Annotated in this window: 16 protein-coding genes; 12 read left to right on the top strand and 4 right to left on the bottom strand. The window is 74.2% G+C overall.

Annotated features, from left to right (window positions below; all coding sequences use genetic code 11):
* Positions 1-26: 26 nt before the first annotated feature.
* Together ACFW9D_RS14950 and ACFW9D_RS14945 are read left to right on the top strand one after the other, a co-directional pair.
* Positions 27-437: a VOC family protein gene (locus ACFW9D_RS14950; RefSeq protein ID WP_188338067.1), complete on the top strand. Its 411-nt coding sequence runs from the start codon at positions 27-29 to the stop codon at positions 435-437.
* Between the two features lie 172 nt (positions 438-609).
* The gene (locus tag ACFW9D_RS14945) at positions 610-2457 is read left to right on the top strand and encodes a DUF6049 family protein (RefSeq protein ID WP_384621941.1); all 1848 of its coding nucleotides are present in this window, start codon (positions 610-612) and stop codon (positions 2455-2457) included.
* Between the two features lie 3 nt (positions 2458-2460).
* Here the strand turns inward: ACFW9D_RS14945 and ACFW9D_RS14940 are convergent, their stop codons facing one another.
* Together ACFW9D_RS14940 and ACFW9D_RS14935 are read right to left on the bottom strand one after the other, a co-directional pair.
* Positions 2461-2991 carry a hypothetical protein gene (locus ACFW9D_RS14940; protein WP_384621938.1) on the bottom strand — a complete coding sequence of 177 codons (531 nt, stop codon included), beginning with the start codon at positions 2989-2991 and terminating at the stop codon, positions 2461-2463.
* 99 nt (positions 2992-3090) lie between these two features.
* Positions 3091-4017, bottom strand: a complete 927-nt coding sequence (locus ACFW9D_RS14935) for a LysR family transcriptional regulator (protein WP_188341459.1) — start codon at positions 4015-4017, stop codon at positions 3091-3093.
* An 81-nt stretch (positions 4018-4098) separates the two neighbouring features.
* On the opposite strand from ACFW9D_RS14935, the gene ACFW9D_RS14930 reads away from it, so the two are divergent.
* From ACFW9D_RS14930 to ACFW9D_RS14915, 4 genes are all read left to right on the top strand, one after another.
* Positions 4099-5325, top strand: coding sequence for an MFS transporter (locus ACFW9D_RS14930; protein ID WP_384621936.1), 1227 nt, complete (start codon positions 4099-4101; stop codon positions 5323-5325).
* A gap of 98 nt (positions 5326-5423) precedes the next feature.
* Complete coding sequence (locus ACFW9D_RS14925) at positions 5424-6209, top strand: DUF4389 domain-containing protein (protein WP_384621933.1); 786 nt, start codon at positions 5424-5426, stop codon at positions 6207-6209.
* Positions 6210-6239: 30 nt separating this feature from the next.
* Entirely contained in the window at positions 6240-7238 is a 999-nt protein-coding gene (locus tag ACFW9D_RS14920; protein WP_384621930.1) for a ParA family protein, read from the top strand.
* Entirely contained in the window at positions 7238-8068 is an 831-nt protein-coding gene (locus ACFW9D_RS14915; protein WP_384621928.1) for a ParB/RepB/Spo0J family partition protein, read from the top strand. Before ACFW9D_RS14920 ends, ACFW9D_RS14915 begins: the two co-directional genes overlap by 1 nt.
* A gap of 20 nt (positions 8069-8088) precedes the next feature.
* Here ACFW9D_RS14915 and ACFW9D_RS14910 read toward each other — a convergent pair whose 3' ends face one another.
* A complete protein-coding gene (locus ACFW9D_RS14910; RefSeq protein ID WP_188338063.1) occupies positions 8089-8724 on the bottom strand; it encodes an NAD(P)-dependent oxidoreductase in 636 nt (211 codons plus the stop codon).
* Positions 8725-8848: 124 nt separating this feature from the next.
* Here ACFW9D_RS14910 and ACFW9D_RS14905 point away from each other — a divergent pair, with 124 nt between their 5' ends.
* Positions 8849-9265, top strand: a complete 417-nt coding sequence (locus ACFW9D_RS14905; RefSeq protein WP_188338062.1) for a hypothetical protein — start codon at positions 8849-8851, stop codon at positions 9263-9265.
* 88 nt (positions 9266-9353) lie between these two features.
* On the opposite strand, the gene ACFW9D_RS14900 is transcribed toward ACFW9D_RS14905, so the two are convergent.
* Positions 9354-9794: an SH3 domain-containing protein gene (locus tag ACFW9D_RS14900; protein ID WP_188338061.1), complete on the bottom strand. Its 441-nt coding sequence runs from the start codon at positions 9792-9794 to the stop codon at positions 9354-9356.
* 159 nt (positions 9795-9953) lie between these two features.
* On the opposite strand from ACFW9D_RS14900, the gene ACFW9D_RS14895 reads away from it, so the two are divergent.
* From ACFW9D_RS14895 to ACFW9D_RS14875, 5 genes are all read left to right on the top strand, one after another.
* Positions 9954-10958 carry an ATP-binding cassette domain-containing protein gene (locus ACFW9D_RS14895; protein WP_384621925.1) on the top strand — a complete coding sequence of 335 codons (1005 nt, stop codon included), beginning with the start codon at positions 9954-9956 and terminating at the stop codon, positions 10956-10958.
* Positions 10955-11812, top strand: coding sequence for an ABC transporter permease (locus ACFW9D_RS14890; protein WP_188338059.1), 858 nt, complete (start codon positions 10955-10957; stop codon positions 11810-11812). The genes ACFW9D_RS14895 and ACFW9D_RS14890 overlap by 4 nt, the downstream gene beginning before the upstream one ends.
* A gap of 67 nt (positions 11813-11879) precedes the next feature.
* Positions 11880-12842: a hypothetical protein gene (locus ACFW9D_RS14885; protein ID WP_384621922.1), complete on the top strand. Its 963-nt coding sequence runs from the start codon at positions 11880-11882 to the stop codon at positions 12840-12842.
* A 53-nt stretch (positions 12843-12895) separates the two neighbouring features.
* Positions 12896-13399, top strand: coding sequence for a hypothetical protein (locus tag ACFW9D_RS14880; protein ID WP_384621920.1), 504 nt, complete (start codon positions 12896-12898; stop codon positions 13397-13399).
* Positions 13400-13501: 102 nt separating this feature from the next.
* Positions 13502-15466 (top strand): FUSC family protein, encoded by a 1965-nt coding sequence (locus ACFW9D_RS14875; RefSeq protein WP_384621918.1) that lies wholly within the window; start codon positions 13502-13504, stop codon positions 15464-15466.
* Positions 15467-15571 lie beyond the last annotated feature (105 nt).

Here is a 15571-nt window from a genome sequence, read left to right as displayed (position 1 = left end):
CCCGCCGAGCGCCCCTGGGAGCCAGGATGCCCCGCACCCCGCTGACCGGCCGCGTCGCACCGGTCATGCCCGGACGTGACCTGACGGCGACCGCCTCGTTCTACGCCGGCCTCGGGTTCTCCGTCGCCGGGCACCACCCCGACGACGGCTATCTGATCCTCGTACGGGACACCGTCGAACTGCACTTCTTCCACGCCCCGGAGACCGACCCGCTGGCCGGTGCGCACGCCGCGTACCTGCGGCTGGACGGCGGGGCGCGGACGGTGGACGCGCTGTACGAGGAGTGGCGGAAGGCGGGCCCGCCGGCGGACCCGTACGCGACGCCGCGACTCGTCGAACCGGACGACACGGTGTACGGGATGCGGGAGTTCGCCCTGGTGGATCCGGACGGGAACCTGCTGCGGATCGGTGCGGACCTGGAACCGGCGGCGCTCTGAGCGCGGGTCCGGCGCCGACGCGCCGCCCGCGCGCGGTACCGGCGACGGTCCGCCGCACGGTGTTACCTCAGGCCTCAAGGGCCTCAAGGAAGGGCCACAGGGCTTCGAGGCCGCAAGGAAGGGCCTCGGACAAGGGCCTCAGGGAAAGGCCTCAGGGAAGGCAGGGGACGGGATGGCGGCAGCGGGATACGGGGCGGCGGCACGGGCCTTGGTCGTGTCCGCCGTGGTGCTGGGGGCCGCGGCCCTGCCGGGGCCGCAGGCGCGCGCGGCGGACCACTCCGAGGACGACCCGCTGCGGGCGGCCGTCGTGTGGCCGGTGACCGCTCCCCCGCACCTGACGGCGGCGTCCCTCGGCGCGGGCCCCACCGCGCAGGCGGTGTTCGACGACGACGCGCTCGCGGGCCTGTTCGCGGAGGGCGGGCGGCTGCGCGAGGTCGTCGACGCGGGCAAGGGCCACGACGTCAACTGGGTCGTCGACCCGGACCTGGTGATCGCCGCGCACGAGATGGCCGACGGCTACCGGGTCGCGGGCCCGGACGGCTCCAGCAACCCGCAGGACAGCGTCCGCGGCACCGGGCAGGGCGCCGCCCGCGCCTGGCTCGCGGCGCTCAAGGACGCCGTCGACGGCCACGACGTGTGGCTGCTGCCGTACGCGGACCCCGACCTGGCGTCGCTCGCCCATCACCCCGGGCCGGACCGCGACGACCTGACGGAGGCCGTGACGGGACTCGCGAGCGGCGCCCGCACCGAGGTCGACCAGCTGCTCGGCATCAGCAGCCGGGCCGGGCTCGGCTGGCCGGCGGACGGCGCGCTCGACCGCCGGATCACCGCGCTCGGCACCCGGTTCGGCGTGACCCGGATGCTCACCTCCGGGCAGGGGCTCGACCCGGACGAGGCCGACCCGGTGACCCTCGGCAAGGGCGACGACGCGCTGACGGCGCTGCCCTACGACGCCGCCGTCACCAAGGCGCTCACCGCGATCAAGGACCCGGAGCGTCCGTCGCCGACCGCCTCCCCGAGCCCGTCGGCGGCACCGTCCGCGAGCGGGTCGCCGAGCCCGGACGCGTCCGGAGCCTCTCCGAGCCCGTCGAAGAGCGCGTCGTCCAGAAGCGAGGCCGAGAAGCCCGACGAGGGCGCCGTGACCGACCTGTCCGAGCAGCTGCGGACCGGCTCGCACCACGTCGTCGTACCGCCCCGCGAACTGTCCGGGCGCGGGGCGCGGACGCTCGCCGCGGCGCTCGACGCGGGCGGCGAGGACGGCTGGCTCGAGCTGGAGACGCTCCGCTCGGCGGGGAACGAGGCGGTGGACGGGACGGCCGGGCCGAGCGCGGAGTATCCGGCCGCGCTGCGGGCGAAGCAGCTGTCGGCGCGGCAGCTCGCGGCCGCCGCGGGGGATCTGGACGGGCTCGCGACGCTCTCCAAGGTGCTCGCCGACCCGCGGGCCACGACGGAGTCCGTGCACGCGGCGATGGCGCGGGCGCTGTCCACGGCCTGGCGGGGCCGGCCGGCCGCGGAGCAGGAGGCGTTCCAGGAGCGGACGACGGACTTCCTGACGGCGTCGGTGGCCTCGCTGCGCCTGGTGCCGAAGACGACGGTGACGCTCACGTCGGGCGACGCGCAGATCCCGGTGTCCGTCGACAACGCGCTCCAGCAGCCGGTCGCGGGGCTCGAACTGCGGGTCACGTCCAGCGACTCGGAGCGGCTGCGGGTCAACGACCCGGCGGTGGCGGTGCAGGCCGCGGGCTCAGCGAACCACACGACGCACATCGGGGTGACGGCCCGCGCCAACGGCAAGGCGGAGCTGACCGCGCAGCTCTACACCCGCAGCGACGGCAAGCCGTGGGGCGATCCGATCACGTTCGAGGTCGACGTGACGTCGGTGTCGACCGGCGCGATCGTGGTCGTCGCGGCGGGCGTCGGGCTGATCGTCCTCGCGGCCGGGTTCCGGATGTGGCAGGTCCGCAAGCGCCGTTCGGCGCAGAAGCCTCCGGAGGAGGAGGAGACGGCGGGCGAGGAGTAGGGCTCAGGCGGTGGCCGTGGCGGTGCGGCGCAGGGCGCGCAGGATCAGCCACTGGTCGCCCCAGGCCATGGCGGTCGCGAGGACGCCCATGAGGACGCCGACCACGACGCCGCCGGTCGCGGTGCCGAGGGAGAAGCCGAGCGCGCCGAGCCCGAGCCGGATCAGCAGGCGCAGGGCGAGCAGGGCCAGGGCGAGGAGCCGGGTGCGCTTGTTCTTCCAGAGGGCCTTCATCAGGCGCATCCGGGTGCGCAGGACGGTGAGGGAGAGCGCGAGGTTGAGGACGAGGACGACCGGGATCACCGCATAGAGCGCGGGGTGGACGCGGGCGATGTCGAAGACCCCGGCGAGACAGCCCATGATCGGGAAGTACCAGGCGGGCAGCCCCTCGAAGCGGGCGTCCGCACCGCCCTTCTCCATGTGCGAATCGGCGCCCGTGCGCGTTTCCGTGTCCGTGTCCGTGCGCGTTTCCGTGTCCGTGTACGTGGTCATGGCCAGTCCCCCGGTGCCGCTGATGTGGTGTCCGTGCTCCGACACCACCGATCCTGGCGGGGAGGCGGGGGTGTCCGGCAGAGCGAAGCGTCCCCGGCTCAGCCGTACAAATGTCACGGCCCTCCCGCTGCCACGGCCCGCGGCTCACGCCCAGTCGGGGAGCCAGTGCGCGGCCGGATCCGGGGGCCGGTAGCCGGCGGTCAGGGCGGTGCGCAGGGCGGCGAGGCCAGGGTGCCGGTTGTCGTCGCGCCACATCAGGGCGAGCGGGTAGAGCGGGGTGGGGCGGCGTACGGGAATGGTGCGCAGCTCGATGCCCGCGGGGCGCACGAGCGGGGTGCGGGTGCCCATGAGCGTGGCGACGTCGGGCGCGTCGGCGACGGTGCGCAGCAGGTGCCCGCCGCCGAGGTTGGTGCCGCCCGTGTCGATGGTCAGCCCGTACTCGGACGCCAACTGCGCGTAGTACGCGGCCCATTCGGAGCCCGGGGCGAGACCCGGCATCCAGAGGCGGTGCCCGGCGAGGTCGCCGGGGGTGACCTCGGCCGCGTCGGCGAGCGGGTGGGCGGGGCCGGTGACGAGGACGACCGGTTCGTCGACGACGCGGGCGGCGCTCATCCCGGGCGGCAGCCGCCGGTCGGGCACCCGGGACACCCAGAACGCGGCGTCGAGCCCGCCGTCCCGCACGCCTTCGAGGGCGGCCCGGCCGTCACCGAGCGCGACGACGTCGAGGGGGACGCCGGGGTGGTCGCGGTGGAAGTCGTGGAGCAGACCATTGGTGATGAGGTTGGTGCCGAGCACGTCGACGCGCAGGGGGCGGCTGCCGGGGCGTACGGAGGCGGCGGCGCGGTCGGCGGCCTCGGTGAGGGCGCGGGCGTGCGGCAGGAAGGTCTGGCCGTCCAGGGTGAGCCGGGCGCCGCGCGGGGTCCGGGTGAACAGGCGGACCCCGAGCCGCCGTTCCAGCGCGGCGATGCGCTTGGAGGCGGCCTGCTGGGTGATGCCGAGCTCCTGCGCGGCGATCTGGATCTGTCCCTCGTCGGCGACGGCGACGAAGGTGCGTACGGCTTCGAGGTCCACCCTGTTCATACAACCACGGGTTGTACGGATCGGCCCGGCGGTTGTTTGCCGGGCGGGGCGCGCGGGGCGTTGGATCGCCGGGTGGCGACAGGGACAGAGCGGGCCCGGGCGGGGCTCGGGCGGGATTTCGGGTGGCTGTGGGCCGCGTTCGCGGTGAGCACGGCGGGCAGCTGGCTGGCCCTGGACGCGTTCTCGCTGATCGCGGTGGTGACGCTGCGCAGCAGCCCGGCGCAGGTGTCGTTCCTGGCGGCGGCCGGGATCGCGGTCGGGGCGCTGCTCGCGGTGCCGCTGGGCCCGTGGGTGGAGTTCCGCCGCAAGCGCCCCGTGATGATCGCGGCGGACCTGGCGCGCTGCGCGGCGCTGCTGACGCTGCCGCTCGCGTACGTGCTCAACGCGCTGACGTTCGCGCAGCTGGTCCTGGTCTCGGTGGTCGTGGCGACCGCCGACATCGTCTTCCGCGCGGCGAGCGGGGCGCATCTGAAGGCGCTGGTCCCGGCGGAGGGGCTGCTGCTCGCCAACGCGCGCTTCGAGTCGACGACCTGGACGGCGACGGCGCTCGGGCCGCCGCTGGGCGGTGCGGCGATCGGCGTGTTCGGGCCGCTGACCGCGATCGTGGGCGACGCGGTCAGCTACGTCCTGTCGGCGCTCGGCGTCCGTGCGATCCGCCGCCCGGAGCCGGAGCCGGCGCGGGGCGGGAAGGCGCTGAGCCGGGCGGAGATCGCGGAGGGCTGGACGTATCTGTGGCGGCGGCCCGAGTTGCGGGCCCTGTTCCTGAACACGACCCTGGTGAACGCTCTGATCATGGTCGGCGCCCCGCTGATGGCGGTGCTGATGCTGCGCGAACTCGGCTTCCCCGTGTGGGAGTACAGCCTCGCCTTCTCGGTGCCCTGCCTGGGCGGCCTGCTCGGCTCCCGGCTGACGCCCCGGCTCGTCCGGCGGTACGGGGCGGACCGTGTGCTCCGGGTCAGCGGCACGGCCCGCGCCTGCTGGCCACTGGGCCTGGCGTTCGTGGGGACCGGGACCGGCGGCCTGTTCACCGTGATGGCCGTCGAGCTGGGTCTCATCTTCTGCTGCGGCGTCTTCAACCCGGTGCTCGCCGGGGAGCGGCTGCGGCGCACGGAGCCGGACCGGGTGGCCCGGGTGCTGTCCGCCTGGACGGTCACGGGCAAGGCGGTGACGGCGGCGCTGACCCTGGCCTGGGGCGCGCTCGCGGCGCTGACCGGGACGCGGACGGCACTGGCCGCCGCCGGAGTCCTCCTGCTGGCCACGCCACTCCTGCTCCGCCCTCTCAACTCCCGTACGACATAAGGGAGTTGTGCCCGAAACGCCCGTTGGCTCCGGGCGGGCCGCCACCTGAACGGGTGCGAGCGGATGCCGTGACCTGCGGCGCTGTGCACAGTTGCGGCATGTCCACGTCTCCCGGCTTCGGCACGGTCCCGCTCGTCCCCGGCGCCGAACCGCTCCCCGAACTCGAGGTGCCGCCGCCCGGCCGGCAGAACCGGCTCACCGTGCTGCTCCGGCTGCTCCTGCTGCTGCCGCACGCGGTGGTGCTCGTCGTGCTGTCGCTCGTCTCCGTGCCCGTCGTCGTGGCCGCCTGGTGCGGGGCGCTGCTCATCGGCCGGGCACCGGACCGGCTGGAACGCTGGCTCGCGGGCTTCCTCGGCTACGAGACGCGGCTGTCGGCGTCGGCGATGCTGCTCACGGACCGGCTGCCGCCGTTCGCCCTGGAACGGCCCTTCGGCTACCCGGTGCAGATGCGGCTGCACTCCTCGGCGCTGAACCGGTTCGCCGTGCTGTTCCGGCTGCCGCTCGTGCTGCCCGCGGCGCTCGTGTGCGCGCTGGTGACGGCCGGGTGGTGGGCCGTGTCGTTCGTGACATGGCTGGTGGTGCTGGCGCTCGGGCGGATGCCGTTGCCGCTGTTCGGGGCGAGTGCGGCGGTGCTGCGCTATCGGATGCGGGTCGGGGCGTACATGCTGCTGCTGTCCTCGGCGTACCCCAAGCGGTTGTTCGGCGACCAGGGGTCGGTGGACTCGGCGATCGGGGTGGTCCGGGGGCCTTCGGGGACGCGGCCGCTCTTCCTGGGCGCCTCGGCGAAGATGCTGCTCGGCGCGTTCCTGGTGCTCGGTGTCCTGGGCTGGGCGGGCGGTTCGGTCCGCCCGATGACACCCCCGTCCCTGGAGGCCTCACCGTAGCTCCGGCCCTTCGCGACCGGGTGCGCCCCGGTGGGGCTGCGGGGAAGGCGCGGCGAAGCCGCATGCCTTCAGGGGCGCGGGGAACTGCGCGACCAGCCACGACGTACCCGCAGCCGCCGACACACCCGTTCCCGCCCCCACGCACGGCGTGTACCCGCGCCCAAAAGAACCCGCACTGCCAAAGTAACCACGAGCAAAACCCCCCAAACTCGCCCCATACGGGAGTACCTCGTGGCGCACGTACACGTGATCCTCAATCAGAAGGGCGGCGTCGGTAAGTCCACGCTCGCCGTGAACCTCGCCGCCGTCACCGCGGACGTCCTCGGCGCCGGCACCGCCAAGAGCGCCGGAGGCGACGGGCAGCCGCCCGTCGTCGCCGTGTCCATCGACCCGCAGGGCTCCGCCGTGTGGTGGTCCGAGCGGGTCGGCGAGGACCTGCCCTTCGACTTCGTGCAGGCCCACGACGACCTGGCCGGCCTCGCCGCACTGTCCCGCATCCCGTCCGCCCAGCACGTCTTCGTCGACACCCCGGGCTGGCTCGACCTCGCCGAGGACGACGGCGCCGACCCCCTCGGCAAGGGCGCCGCCGCCGACGCCCTGCGCGCCGTGCTGTCCAACGCCACCGACGTCATCGTGCCGGTCGAGCCGGAGCCGCTGAGCTTCCAGCCGACGCAGCGCACGATCGAACGGGTCGTGAAGCCGCGCGGGCTGCCGTTCCGCGTGGTCATCAACAACTGGGACCCGCGCGACGGCAAGGCCGACCTGACGCAGACCCGCGCGTTCGTCGAGGCCCAGGGCTGGCCCCTGGCCCGTACCGTCGTGCGCCACTACAAGCTGCACACGCGGGCCAGCGCCGACGGCCTGGTCGTCACCCAGTACGGGGCCAACCGCGTCGCGCTCCAGGCCCGCGAGGACTTCTTCCGGCTCGCCCTGGAGGTGGGGCTCGCCGCGATCCCGAAGCCCGCGCGCAAGCCCCGCACGAAGAGCGCGCCGAAGAGCACGCCCAAGAAGAAGAAGGTGAACGTCTGATGGGGCGCCGCACGGATCTGTCCTCGCTGCTGGCCACGGGCCCGGACACCCCGGCGGCGACCGCCCCGGGCCCGCGCCGCAGGCCCGACACCACGCCGCTCACGGTGCCGGTCGGCGACCTCGCCGAGAACCCCGACAACCCCCGCCACGAGCTGCGCGACCTGGACGGACTCGCCGAGACGGTGCGCGAGCGCGGGGTGCTCCAGGCGCTCGGCGTGGTCCCGGCGGCCGTGTTCCTGGCCGCCCACCCGCACCACCGGGAGGCCGTCGGAGCGGCCCCGTACGTCGTGCTGCACGGGCACCGCAGGCTCGCGGCGGCCCGGATGGCGGGCCTGGACGAGGTGCCGGTGCTGGTGCGGGACGACGCCAGCCGGTCCGACGAGGACGCGCTCATCGAGAACGTGCAGCGCGACGACCTCACGGAGCTGGAGCAGGCGCAGGCCATCCAGGGCCTGATCACCGCGTACGGGTACTCGCAGCGCCAGGTCGCGGCCCGGATCGGCAAGACACAGGGCTTCGTCTCGCAGCGCCTGTCGCTGATGAAGCTGCGCGAGGACATCCAGGAGGCGCTCGCGGACGGCCGCGTCTCGGTCGAGGACGCCCGGCGGATCGCCCGGCTCCCCCGCGAGGACCAGGCACTGCCGGGGCACCACGGCGCGCTGCCGGCCCCGTCCGTGCCGGCCGCCCGGGGCGAGCGGCGCGGCGGCCGCGATTACGGCGTAATCAAGATCGACAGCCGGGGCACCCCGGAGGACGTCGTCGAGGCGCTGCGCCGGCATCTGGCCCCGGCCGCCCTCGACCGCGTCGTGGAGCTCCTCGGCCGCGCCTGATCCGGACGGGAGGCCCCGGGTCAGTAGGCGACGGACATGCGGCCCCGGGAGTGCGCGTCGCGTTCGAGTTCGTCGACGAAGGCGATCGCGTAGTCCTCGGCGCTGATCCGGCTGTTGCCGTGCTCGTCGGTCATGAGGCGGTCGCCGCCGACGCGGAACTCGCCGGTGCGCTCACCGGGGGCGATGTCCGCGGCCGGGGACACACAGGTCCAGTCGAGGTCGTCGACGGTGCGCAGATAGGTCAGGACGTCGCGGTGGGCCAGGGCCTCGCCACGGTAGTCGTCGGGGAAGCCGGGCTGGTCGAGGAGCATCCGGCCCGGTTCGGCGAACAGGTTGCCCGAGCCGCCCACCACGACCAGCCGCGACACCCCTGACCTGCGCACTCCCGCCACCAGCGCCTCGTTGAGGGCCAGGAAGGGCAGCGTCGGGTCCGAGCCGTCGCGTGGCGGCGCGAGGGCGCTGGCGACGGCGTCGTGGCCCTCCGCGAGCTCGCCCACCTTCACGGGGTCGGAGCAGTCCGCGGCGGCCGCGGTGACGCCGGGCAGCGGGGAGCCGCCGGACCGGCTGACCGCCGTGACCCGGTGGCCGCGGGCGAGGGCCTCGGCGGCGATGCGGCTGCCGACCATGCCGGTGGCGCCGAACAGCACGATGTTCATGGGCCCAGCGAAACACGGGCCCGACGGCCCCGCATGTTGCACTACGCCCGCCGCGAGCGGTCAATGGAAAGACGGGGAACCCGGGCCCAAAGGGGTCCCGGGGGACGTGAGAAAGGAGCCCGACATGGCTCAGCACGCGGCACCCGCATCCCGGCGGCGCCCCGGCGGCGCGGCACTCGCCCCGACCAGTCCGGCCGTGGTCCTGCCGTTCGTCGCGGGAACCGCCTACGGCTTCTGGGCGGCGAACATCCAGCGCTACGGCGAGGCCGTCACCGGCGGCAACATCGCGCTCGGTTTCGTCACCGGCATCCTCGTGGCGGTGCTCTGCTTCGGCATCCACCAGTGGTCGGCGGCGCAGGCGGGCCGGCACTTCTTCGCCCGCGCGGGCGCCTGGGGCGTGATGGCCGGTGTCTCGATCGGGTTCCTGCACAGCCTGGCCGACGGCGGGATCCTGTGGTCGGTGTTCCTCGGCGCGTTCATCGCGGCGGGCGTCTTCATCGCGGTCTACTACCGCTACTACTCGGCGAGCGAGTACGTCTGACGGCGCCGGGACGACCGGCAGCACGGGAGGCGCCCCGGAGGTCCAGGACCTCCGGGGCGCCTCCCCCCGTGCGGGGCCGGCCGGCGGCTCAGTACGTGACGCCGAACTCGATGCTGGTCTCCGAGCGGAACCAGAAGGTCGGGCTGTCGCGGTAGTCGGTGCTGTGGCTGTCACGCTGCGGGTGGTCGGGCGGGCACGGCGTCTCGCAGCTCGGCACGGAGCGGCCGTCGGTGTCGATGTAGGTGGCGCTGACCCAGCCGCGGGCGCCGATCAGCCAGAACCAGGCCGGATCGCCGTGCACCCGAGAGCCGTTGGTCGCGCACTCGATGCGGTCCTGGTCGCCCGGTTCGAGCCGGGTGACGACCGGGTCCGAAGTGCTCGGGCCCGAGCGGACGTTGAGTTCGCTCTGGGAGACGACGGTCCCCCAGACGACGCCGCTGCCCGCACTGGCCGGGGCCGCTGCGGTCACGGCGAGCACGCCGCCCGCGACGAGCGTGGCCGCGGCGATGGCCGGAGTTGTTCGGCGCATGATCGTCCTCCTAGCTCCCCACACCCAGGAAACACCCGTTCGGCCCAGTGCTCCACCGGAGCCACTTCTGCCCCAGTGGCAACAGGGCCGTACGCCGATGAGTTCGCGGGCCCGGGCGGGTCTGCATCTGTGACGTGACCGCGAGAGGGGCATCCCGACATGAGCAGCACGGCAGCCGCCGCGAGGACCCGTACCGGGCTCGCCATCGAGACGGCGGGACTGGTCAAGACCTTCGGCGAGAACCGCGCCGTGGACGGCGTCGACCTGAGCGTCCCGGCCGGCACGGTCTACGGCGTGCTCGGGCCGAACGGCGCGGGCAAGACGACCACGGTGAAGATGCTCGCGACGCTGCTGCGGCCGGACGCGGGCGAGGCCCATGTGTTCGGGCACGACGTGGTGCGCGAGGCGGACGCGGTGCGCTCGCGGGTCAGCCTGACCGGCCAGTACGCGTCCGTGGACGAGGATCTGACGGGCCAGGAGAACCTGGTGCTGCTCGCGCGCCTCACCGGCCACGGGAGGAAGTCGGCGGCCGCCCGCGCGGAGCAGCTCCTGGAGGCGTTCGGGCTCGCCGAGGCGGCGGGCCGGCAGGTGAAGAACTACTCGGGGGGCATGCGGCGCCGCATCGACATCGCCGCGTCGATCCTCAACACCCCGGACCTGCTGTTCCTGGACGAGCCGACGACGGGCCTCGACCCGCGCAGCCGCAACCAGGTGTGGGAGATCGTCCGGGCCGTCGTCGCGCAGGGCACGACCGTGCTGCTCACCACGCAGTACCTGGACGAGGCCGACCAGTTGGCGGCCCGGATCGCGGTCATCGACCGGGGCCGGGTCATCGCCGAGGGCACCAAGGGCGAGCTGAAGTCCTCGGTCGGGGCGGGCGCCGTGCACGTACGGCTGCGGGACGCGCACCTGCGGCCGGAGGCGGAGCGGCTGCTGGCGCGGGTGCTCGACGCGGCCGTGCAGTTGGAGCCGGACCCGGTCGCGCTCACCGCGCGGGTGGGCGGCGCGGGCAACGGGCGGGGCGCCGCGGAGGCCGCGTCCCGGGCGCTCGCCGAGCTGGCCGCGGCCGGCATCACCGTCGACAACTTCTCCCTGGGCCAGCCGAGCCTCGACGAGGTGTTCCTGGCCCTGACCGACCGGACCCCCGAGGAGGACCCGGCATGAGCACCGCCACCGGTACCGGAACGGGCGAGGCACAGGACCTCGCTCCGGTCAGCGCCGACTCGCTGGCCGCGCTGCTGGTCGCCACGGAGCGGCCGCGGCGCCCGAGCGCGCTCGCCGCCTCGCTCACGTTCGGCTGGCGCGCGGTCCTGAAGATCAAACACGTACCAGAACAGTTGTTCGATGTGACGGCGTTCCCGATCATGATGGTGCTGATGTACACGTACCTCTTCGGAGGCGCGCTCGCCGGCTCCCCGCGCGAGTACATCCAGTACCTGCTGCCCGGCATCCTCGTGATGTCCGTCGTCATGATCACGATGTACACGGGCGTCTCGGTCAACACCGACATCGAGAAGGGCGTCTTCGACCGCTTCCGCACCCTGCCGATCTGGCGCCCGGCCGTCATGGTCGGCTACCTGCTCGGGGACGCCCTGCGCTACACGATCGCCTCCGTCGTCATGCTCGCCGTCGGCCTGATCATGGGCTTCCGGCCGGACGGCGGGTTCCCCGGCGTCCTCGCGGGCGTGGCCCTGCTGCTCGTCTTCTCGTTCGCGTTCTCATGGATCTGGACGATGTTCGGGCTGCTCCTGCGCACCGAGAAGTCCGTCATGGGCGTCAGCATGATGGTGATCTTCCCGCTGACCTTCCTCAGCGACATCTTCGTCAAGCCCGAGACCATGCCCGGCTGGCTCCAGGCCTTCGTCAACAACAACCCCGTCACCCACGTCGCCTCCGCCGTCCGCGGCCTCATGGAGGGCGACTGGCCCACCGACGAGGTGCTGTGGTCCCTGGGCTGGGCCGCCGTCCTCGTCGCCGTCTTCGGGCCGGTCACGATGCGCCTCTACAACCGGAAGTGACCCCTGTTTGGTCCGTCTGCACGAGCCCCGGTCGCGCCCCGCGCGGCCGGGGTCTTGCCTGGGAAGGGTGACCCGCCCCGCCCCCTCCGCCCGCGCCGTCCGCCGCGTGCTCGCGCCCGTCCTCCTCGTCCTCGCCTGCCTCCTCGTCCCCCTCGGCACGCTCTCCACCTGGGCGAAGTACGCGATCGGCGACAGCGACCGGTACGTGGAGGCCATGGCGCCGCTCGCCACCGACCCCGACGTGCAGAACGCGGTCGCCGACGCCGTCACCACCGGGATCATGCGCTCCCTCGACGTGGGCCCGCTCGTCGGCGCCGTCGACCAGTACCTGCACGACGCCGTCGTCTCCTTCACCGGCACCGCCACCTTCCAGCGGGCCTGGGACACGGCGAACCGGGCCGCCCACGACGCCGTGCAGGACGCCCTGGACGACGGCAGCACCGGCGCCGTCACGCTCGACCTCGCGCCCGTCACCGCGCAGGTCAGGCAGCAGCTCATCGACGACGGCGTGCCGTTCGCCGAACAGATCCCGGTGACCCACACCGAGATCACCGTCCTGTCCGCCGGTGAACTCGCCGATCTGCGCGAGGTGTTCCACATGCTGCAGGTGGCCGGGATCTGGCTGCCGGTGGCGGCCGTCGTGTGCGCCGTCGCGGGCCTGCTGCTCGCGCTGCGCCGGGGCCGGGCGCTCACCGCGACCGCCGTCGGCGTCGCGCTCGGCGCCGCCGCACTGCTGCTCGCCCTCACGATCGCCCGCTCCCTCACCCTCGACGACCTGGACACCGACGCCGACAAGGCGGCCGCCGGAGCCGTGTACGACGCGCTGACCTCGTCGATGCGGACCGCGTCCTGGATCCTCGTCGGGACCGGCCTCGCCGTCGCCCTCGGATCCTGGGCCTTCGGCCGGTACGGGCCGCCCGGCCGGCGCGCACGGGCCGCCGCCGGGACGAGAGCGAAGGCGGGCCCCGCGTCACCCGAACAGCCGCGCGCGGAGTGCCGCGAGGTCCGGCCCGGACGAGCATTCCCCTGACGACACGAGGCGGCTCGCCGTGCAGGGCGGACCGCCGTCGCGAGGAGGCCTCGATGAGCCAGAGCACACCGCCCCCCGGCCCCGGATCCGCCCCGGACCCCGACCCGGCCGCCTGGTCCGCCGCGCAGCGCCGCCGCGAGCCCGACCCCACGCGGGGCGAGGGACCCGGCAACCCCGACTGGGCGGCCGGCGGCGCCGTCTTCGCCGGCGTCCTGATGATGACCAGCGGCATCCTCGGCGTCCTCAACGGCATCGCGGGCATCGCCCAGGACGACGTGTACGGCCGCGTCGGCGACTACGTCTACGAGTTCAGCCTCACCACATGGGGCTGGATCCACCTCGTCATCGGCGTCCTCGTGGCCGTCACCGGCTGGGGCGTCCTCAAGGGCGCGGACTGGGCGCGCGGCGTCGGCATCGTCCTCGCCGTGCTCTACGTCATCGAGTACTTCCTGTTCCTGCCCTACGCGCCGGTCTGGTCCGTCATCGCCATCGGCATCGGGGTGTTCGTGATCTGGGCGCTGGCCCAGGAGCCCGCGCGGGCCCGGAAGACGCCGTAGTTCCGCCGGTCCCCGCCGAGGCGCGGGGAGCCCGTGGTCGGAGGAAGGCGCGTTCACGGGAACGACCCGGGCCGGATGCCGGACCCGCCACATAATGGGCCCATGCCACCTCCAGACTGGCTGGTCAGAACGCTTCGGCCGCAGCGCGCCCCCGTCCCGTGGGCCGCCGCGGCCCGCGCCTCGATCGCCCTGGCCGCCCCCCTGGCGGTGGGCCTCGCCACGCACCACTTCACGTACGGCGCCGTCGTCGCCCTCGGCGCCCTCTCCGGCGTCGTCGGCGACACGGCCGACGCGTACCGGATGCGCATCCTGAACATCGCCGTGCCGCAGCTCTTCGGCGCCCTCGGCGTCGTCCTCGGCACCCAGGTGTACGGACAGGGCCGGCTCGCCGTCGCCGTCGTCACCACCGTCGCCCTGGTCTCCGGGATGATCTCCACGATCGGCGCGGTCGCCTCGGTCTCCGGACTGCTGCTCCTGCTGAACTGCGTGGTCGGCGCGGGCCTCCCGATGCCCGGCGACTGGTGGCTCGCCCCGCTCCTGATCCTCACCGGCGGCCTCCTCGTCCTGCTGCTCGCCCTGCTGGCGTGGCCGCTGCGCGGCGGCGTGCCCGAACGGGCCGCGGTCGCCTCCACGTACCGCAGCGTCGCCAACCTCCTCGAAGCCGCCGGCACCGACGACCTCAGCTACGCGGAGACCCGCATCGCGGTCACCCAGTCCCTCAACCAGGCCTACGACCTCGTCCTCGCCCGGCGCGCCCTCGCCCACGGCCGCAACCCCGAACAGGTCCGGCTGGTCAGCCAGTTGAACGCCCTCACCCCGGTCCTGGAGGCGGCCCCCGCCGCCCACCAGTGCGGGGTGCCGCTGTCGCCGCGGATCCCGGCCGCCGTCCGCGAGATCGCCGAGGCCGTCGCCGCCGGGCGGACCACCGAGAGCGCGGCCCGCGACCTGCCCGCCCCCGAAGGGCCCGCCGCCCGCGCCGTCGACCAGGCCCTGCGGCACGCCGCCGAGGTGGCCTCCCGGCGCGGCGAGGCCGACTTCACCAACGTCGCCGACCGGCTCGGCCGGCCCGCCGCGCTGCGGGTGCGGGCCCGGCGGGCGGCGCGCGGGGTGCTGCTGTCCGGGGCCTCCTGGCGCTACGGCCTGCGGCTCGCGCTCTGCATCGGCATCGCGCAGTCCCTCGTGTCGCTGATCGCCGTGCCGCGCTCGTACTGGGTGGCGCTGACCATCACGTTCGTCCTCAAGCCGGACTTCGGGTCCGTGTTCTCGCGGGCCCTGCTGCGCGCTCTCGGCACGGCCGCCGGGCTCGTCGTCGCGGCGGCCGTCCTCTCCGAGGTGCCGCTGGGCTGGTGGTCCGTGCCGGTGATGATGCTGCTCGCCCCGCTGATCCCGGCCCTCACCCCGCGCGGCTACGCCTTCCAGACCGCCGCCATCACCCCCGTGATCCTGCTCCTGTCCGACATCCTCAACCACCAGGGCACGGCCCTGCTGTGGCCCCGGCTGCTGGACAGCCTGATGGGCTGCGCGATCGCGCTGGTCGTCGGCTATCTGCTGTGGCCGGAGAGCTGGCACACCCGGATCGGGGACCGGCTCGCGGACGCGGTGCGGGACACGGCGGCGTACGTGGACAGCGCGTTCGGCGCGCCGGGGGAGCGGGACACGGCGGCGCGGGCGCGGATGCGGCGCCGTCTGTACCGGGACCTGTCGCTGATCCGGGCCGAGTTCCAGCGGGCGCTGACCGAGCCGCCGCCCATGGGGAAGCGGGCGGCGGCGTGGTGGCCGCTCGTCGTGGCGGTCGAGCGGATCGTGGACGCGACGACCGCTGCGCGGGTGCGCGTGGGGCATGGTTCACCTCCGCCTTCTTCGGCGGAGGTGAGCCGGGTTTCCGCGCAGTTGCGGGAGCTCTCCGAGGGGCTGCGGGAGTCTGTGGTCCTCGAAGAGGTCCGGGCCGACTTCGGTGACCCCGGGTCGCCCGAGGGTGTCCTGGAACCCGTCCGCCAAGAGGTGGCCGCCGCGCGGGCGATCGGCGTCTCGACTGGGCCGACCGGTTCGTTGCCGAGTGCGGCTTAGTGGGGGTTGCTCGCGCAGTTCCCCGCGCCCCTGGGAAGGCTGCGCCTTCCTCGGGGAGATGCCACCCGAAGGGTGTGCATCTCAGGGGCGCGGGGAACTGCGCGA

The sequence above is a fragment of the Streptomyces sp. NPDC059524 genome, assembly GCF_042749255.1.
Taxonomy (GTDB): domain Bacteria; phylum Actinomycetota; class Actinomycetes; order Streptomycetales; family Streptomycetaceae; genus Streptomyces; species Streptomyces xanthii.
This window is presented reverse-complemented; position numbering and strand designations above follow the sequence as displayed.

Bases quoted from the DNA above. Each gene is read 5' to 3' on its own strand.
- ACFW9D_RS14925 (WP_384621933.1), top strand. From the start codon at position 5,424: ATGTCCACGTCTCCCGGCTTCGGCACGGTCCCGCTCGTCCCCGGCGCC.
- ACFW9D_RS14915 (WP_384621928.1), top strand. From the start codon at position 7,238: ATGGGGCGCCGCACGGATCTGTCCTCGCTGCTGGCCACGGGCCCGGAC.
- ACFW9D_RS14950 (WP_188338067.1), top strand. From the start codon at position 27: ATGCCCCGCACCCCGCTGACCGGCCGCGTCGCACCGGTCATGCCCGGA.
- ACFW9D_RS14890 (WP_188338059.1), top strand. From the start codon at position 10,955: ATGAGCACCGCCACCGGTACCGGAACGGGCGAGGCACAGGACCTCGCT.
- ACFW9D_RS14905 (WP_188338062.1), top strand. From the start codon at position 8,849: ATGGCTCAGCACGCGGCACCCGCATCCCGGCGGCGCCCCGGCGGCGCG.
- ACFW9D_RS14895 (WP_384621925.1), top strand. From the start codon at position 9,954: ATGAGCAGCACGGCAGCCGCCGCGAGGACCCGTACCGGGCTCGCCATC.
- ACFW9D_RS14945 (WP_384621941.1), top strand. From the start codon at position 610: ATGGCGGCAGCGGGATACGGGGCGGCGGCACGGGCCTTGGTCGTGTCC.
- ACFW9D_RS14900 (WP_188338061.1), bottom strand. From the start codon at position 9,794: ATGCGCCGAACAACTCCGGCCATCGCCGCGGCCACGCTCGTCGCGGGC.
- ACFW9D_RS14875 (WP_384621918.1), top strand. From the start codon at position 13,502: ATGCCACCTCCAGACTGGCTGGTCAGAACGCTTCGGCCGCAGCGCGCC.
- ACFW9D_RS14910 (WP_188338063.1), bottom strand. From the start codon at position 8,724: ATGAACATCGTGCTGTTCGGCGCCACCGGCATGGTCGGCAGCCGCATC.
- ACFW9D_RS14880 (WP_384621920.1), top strand. From the start codon at position 12,896: ATGAGCCAGAGCACACCGCCCCCCGGCCCCGGATCCGCCCCGGACCCC.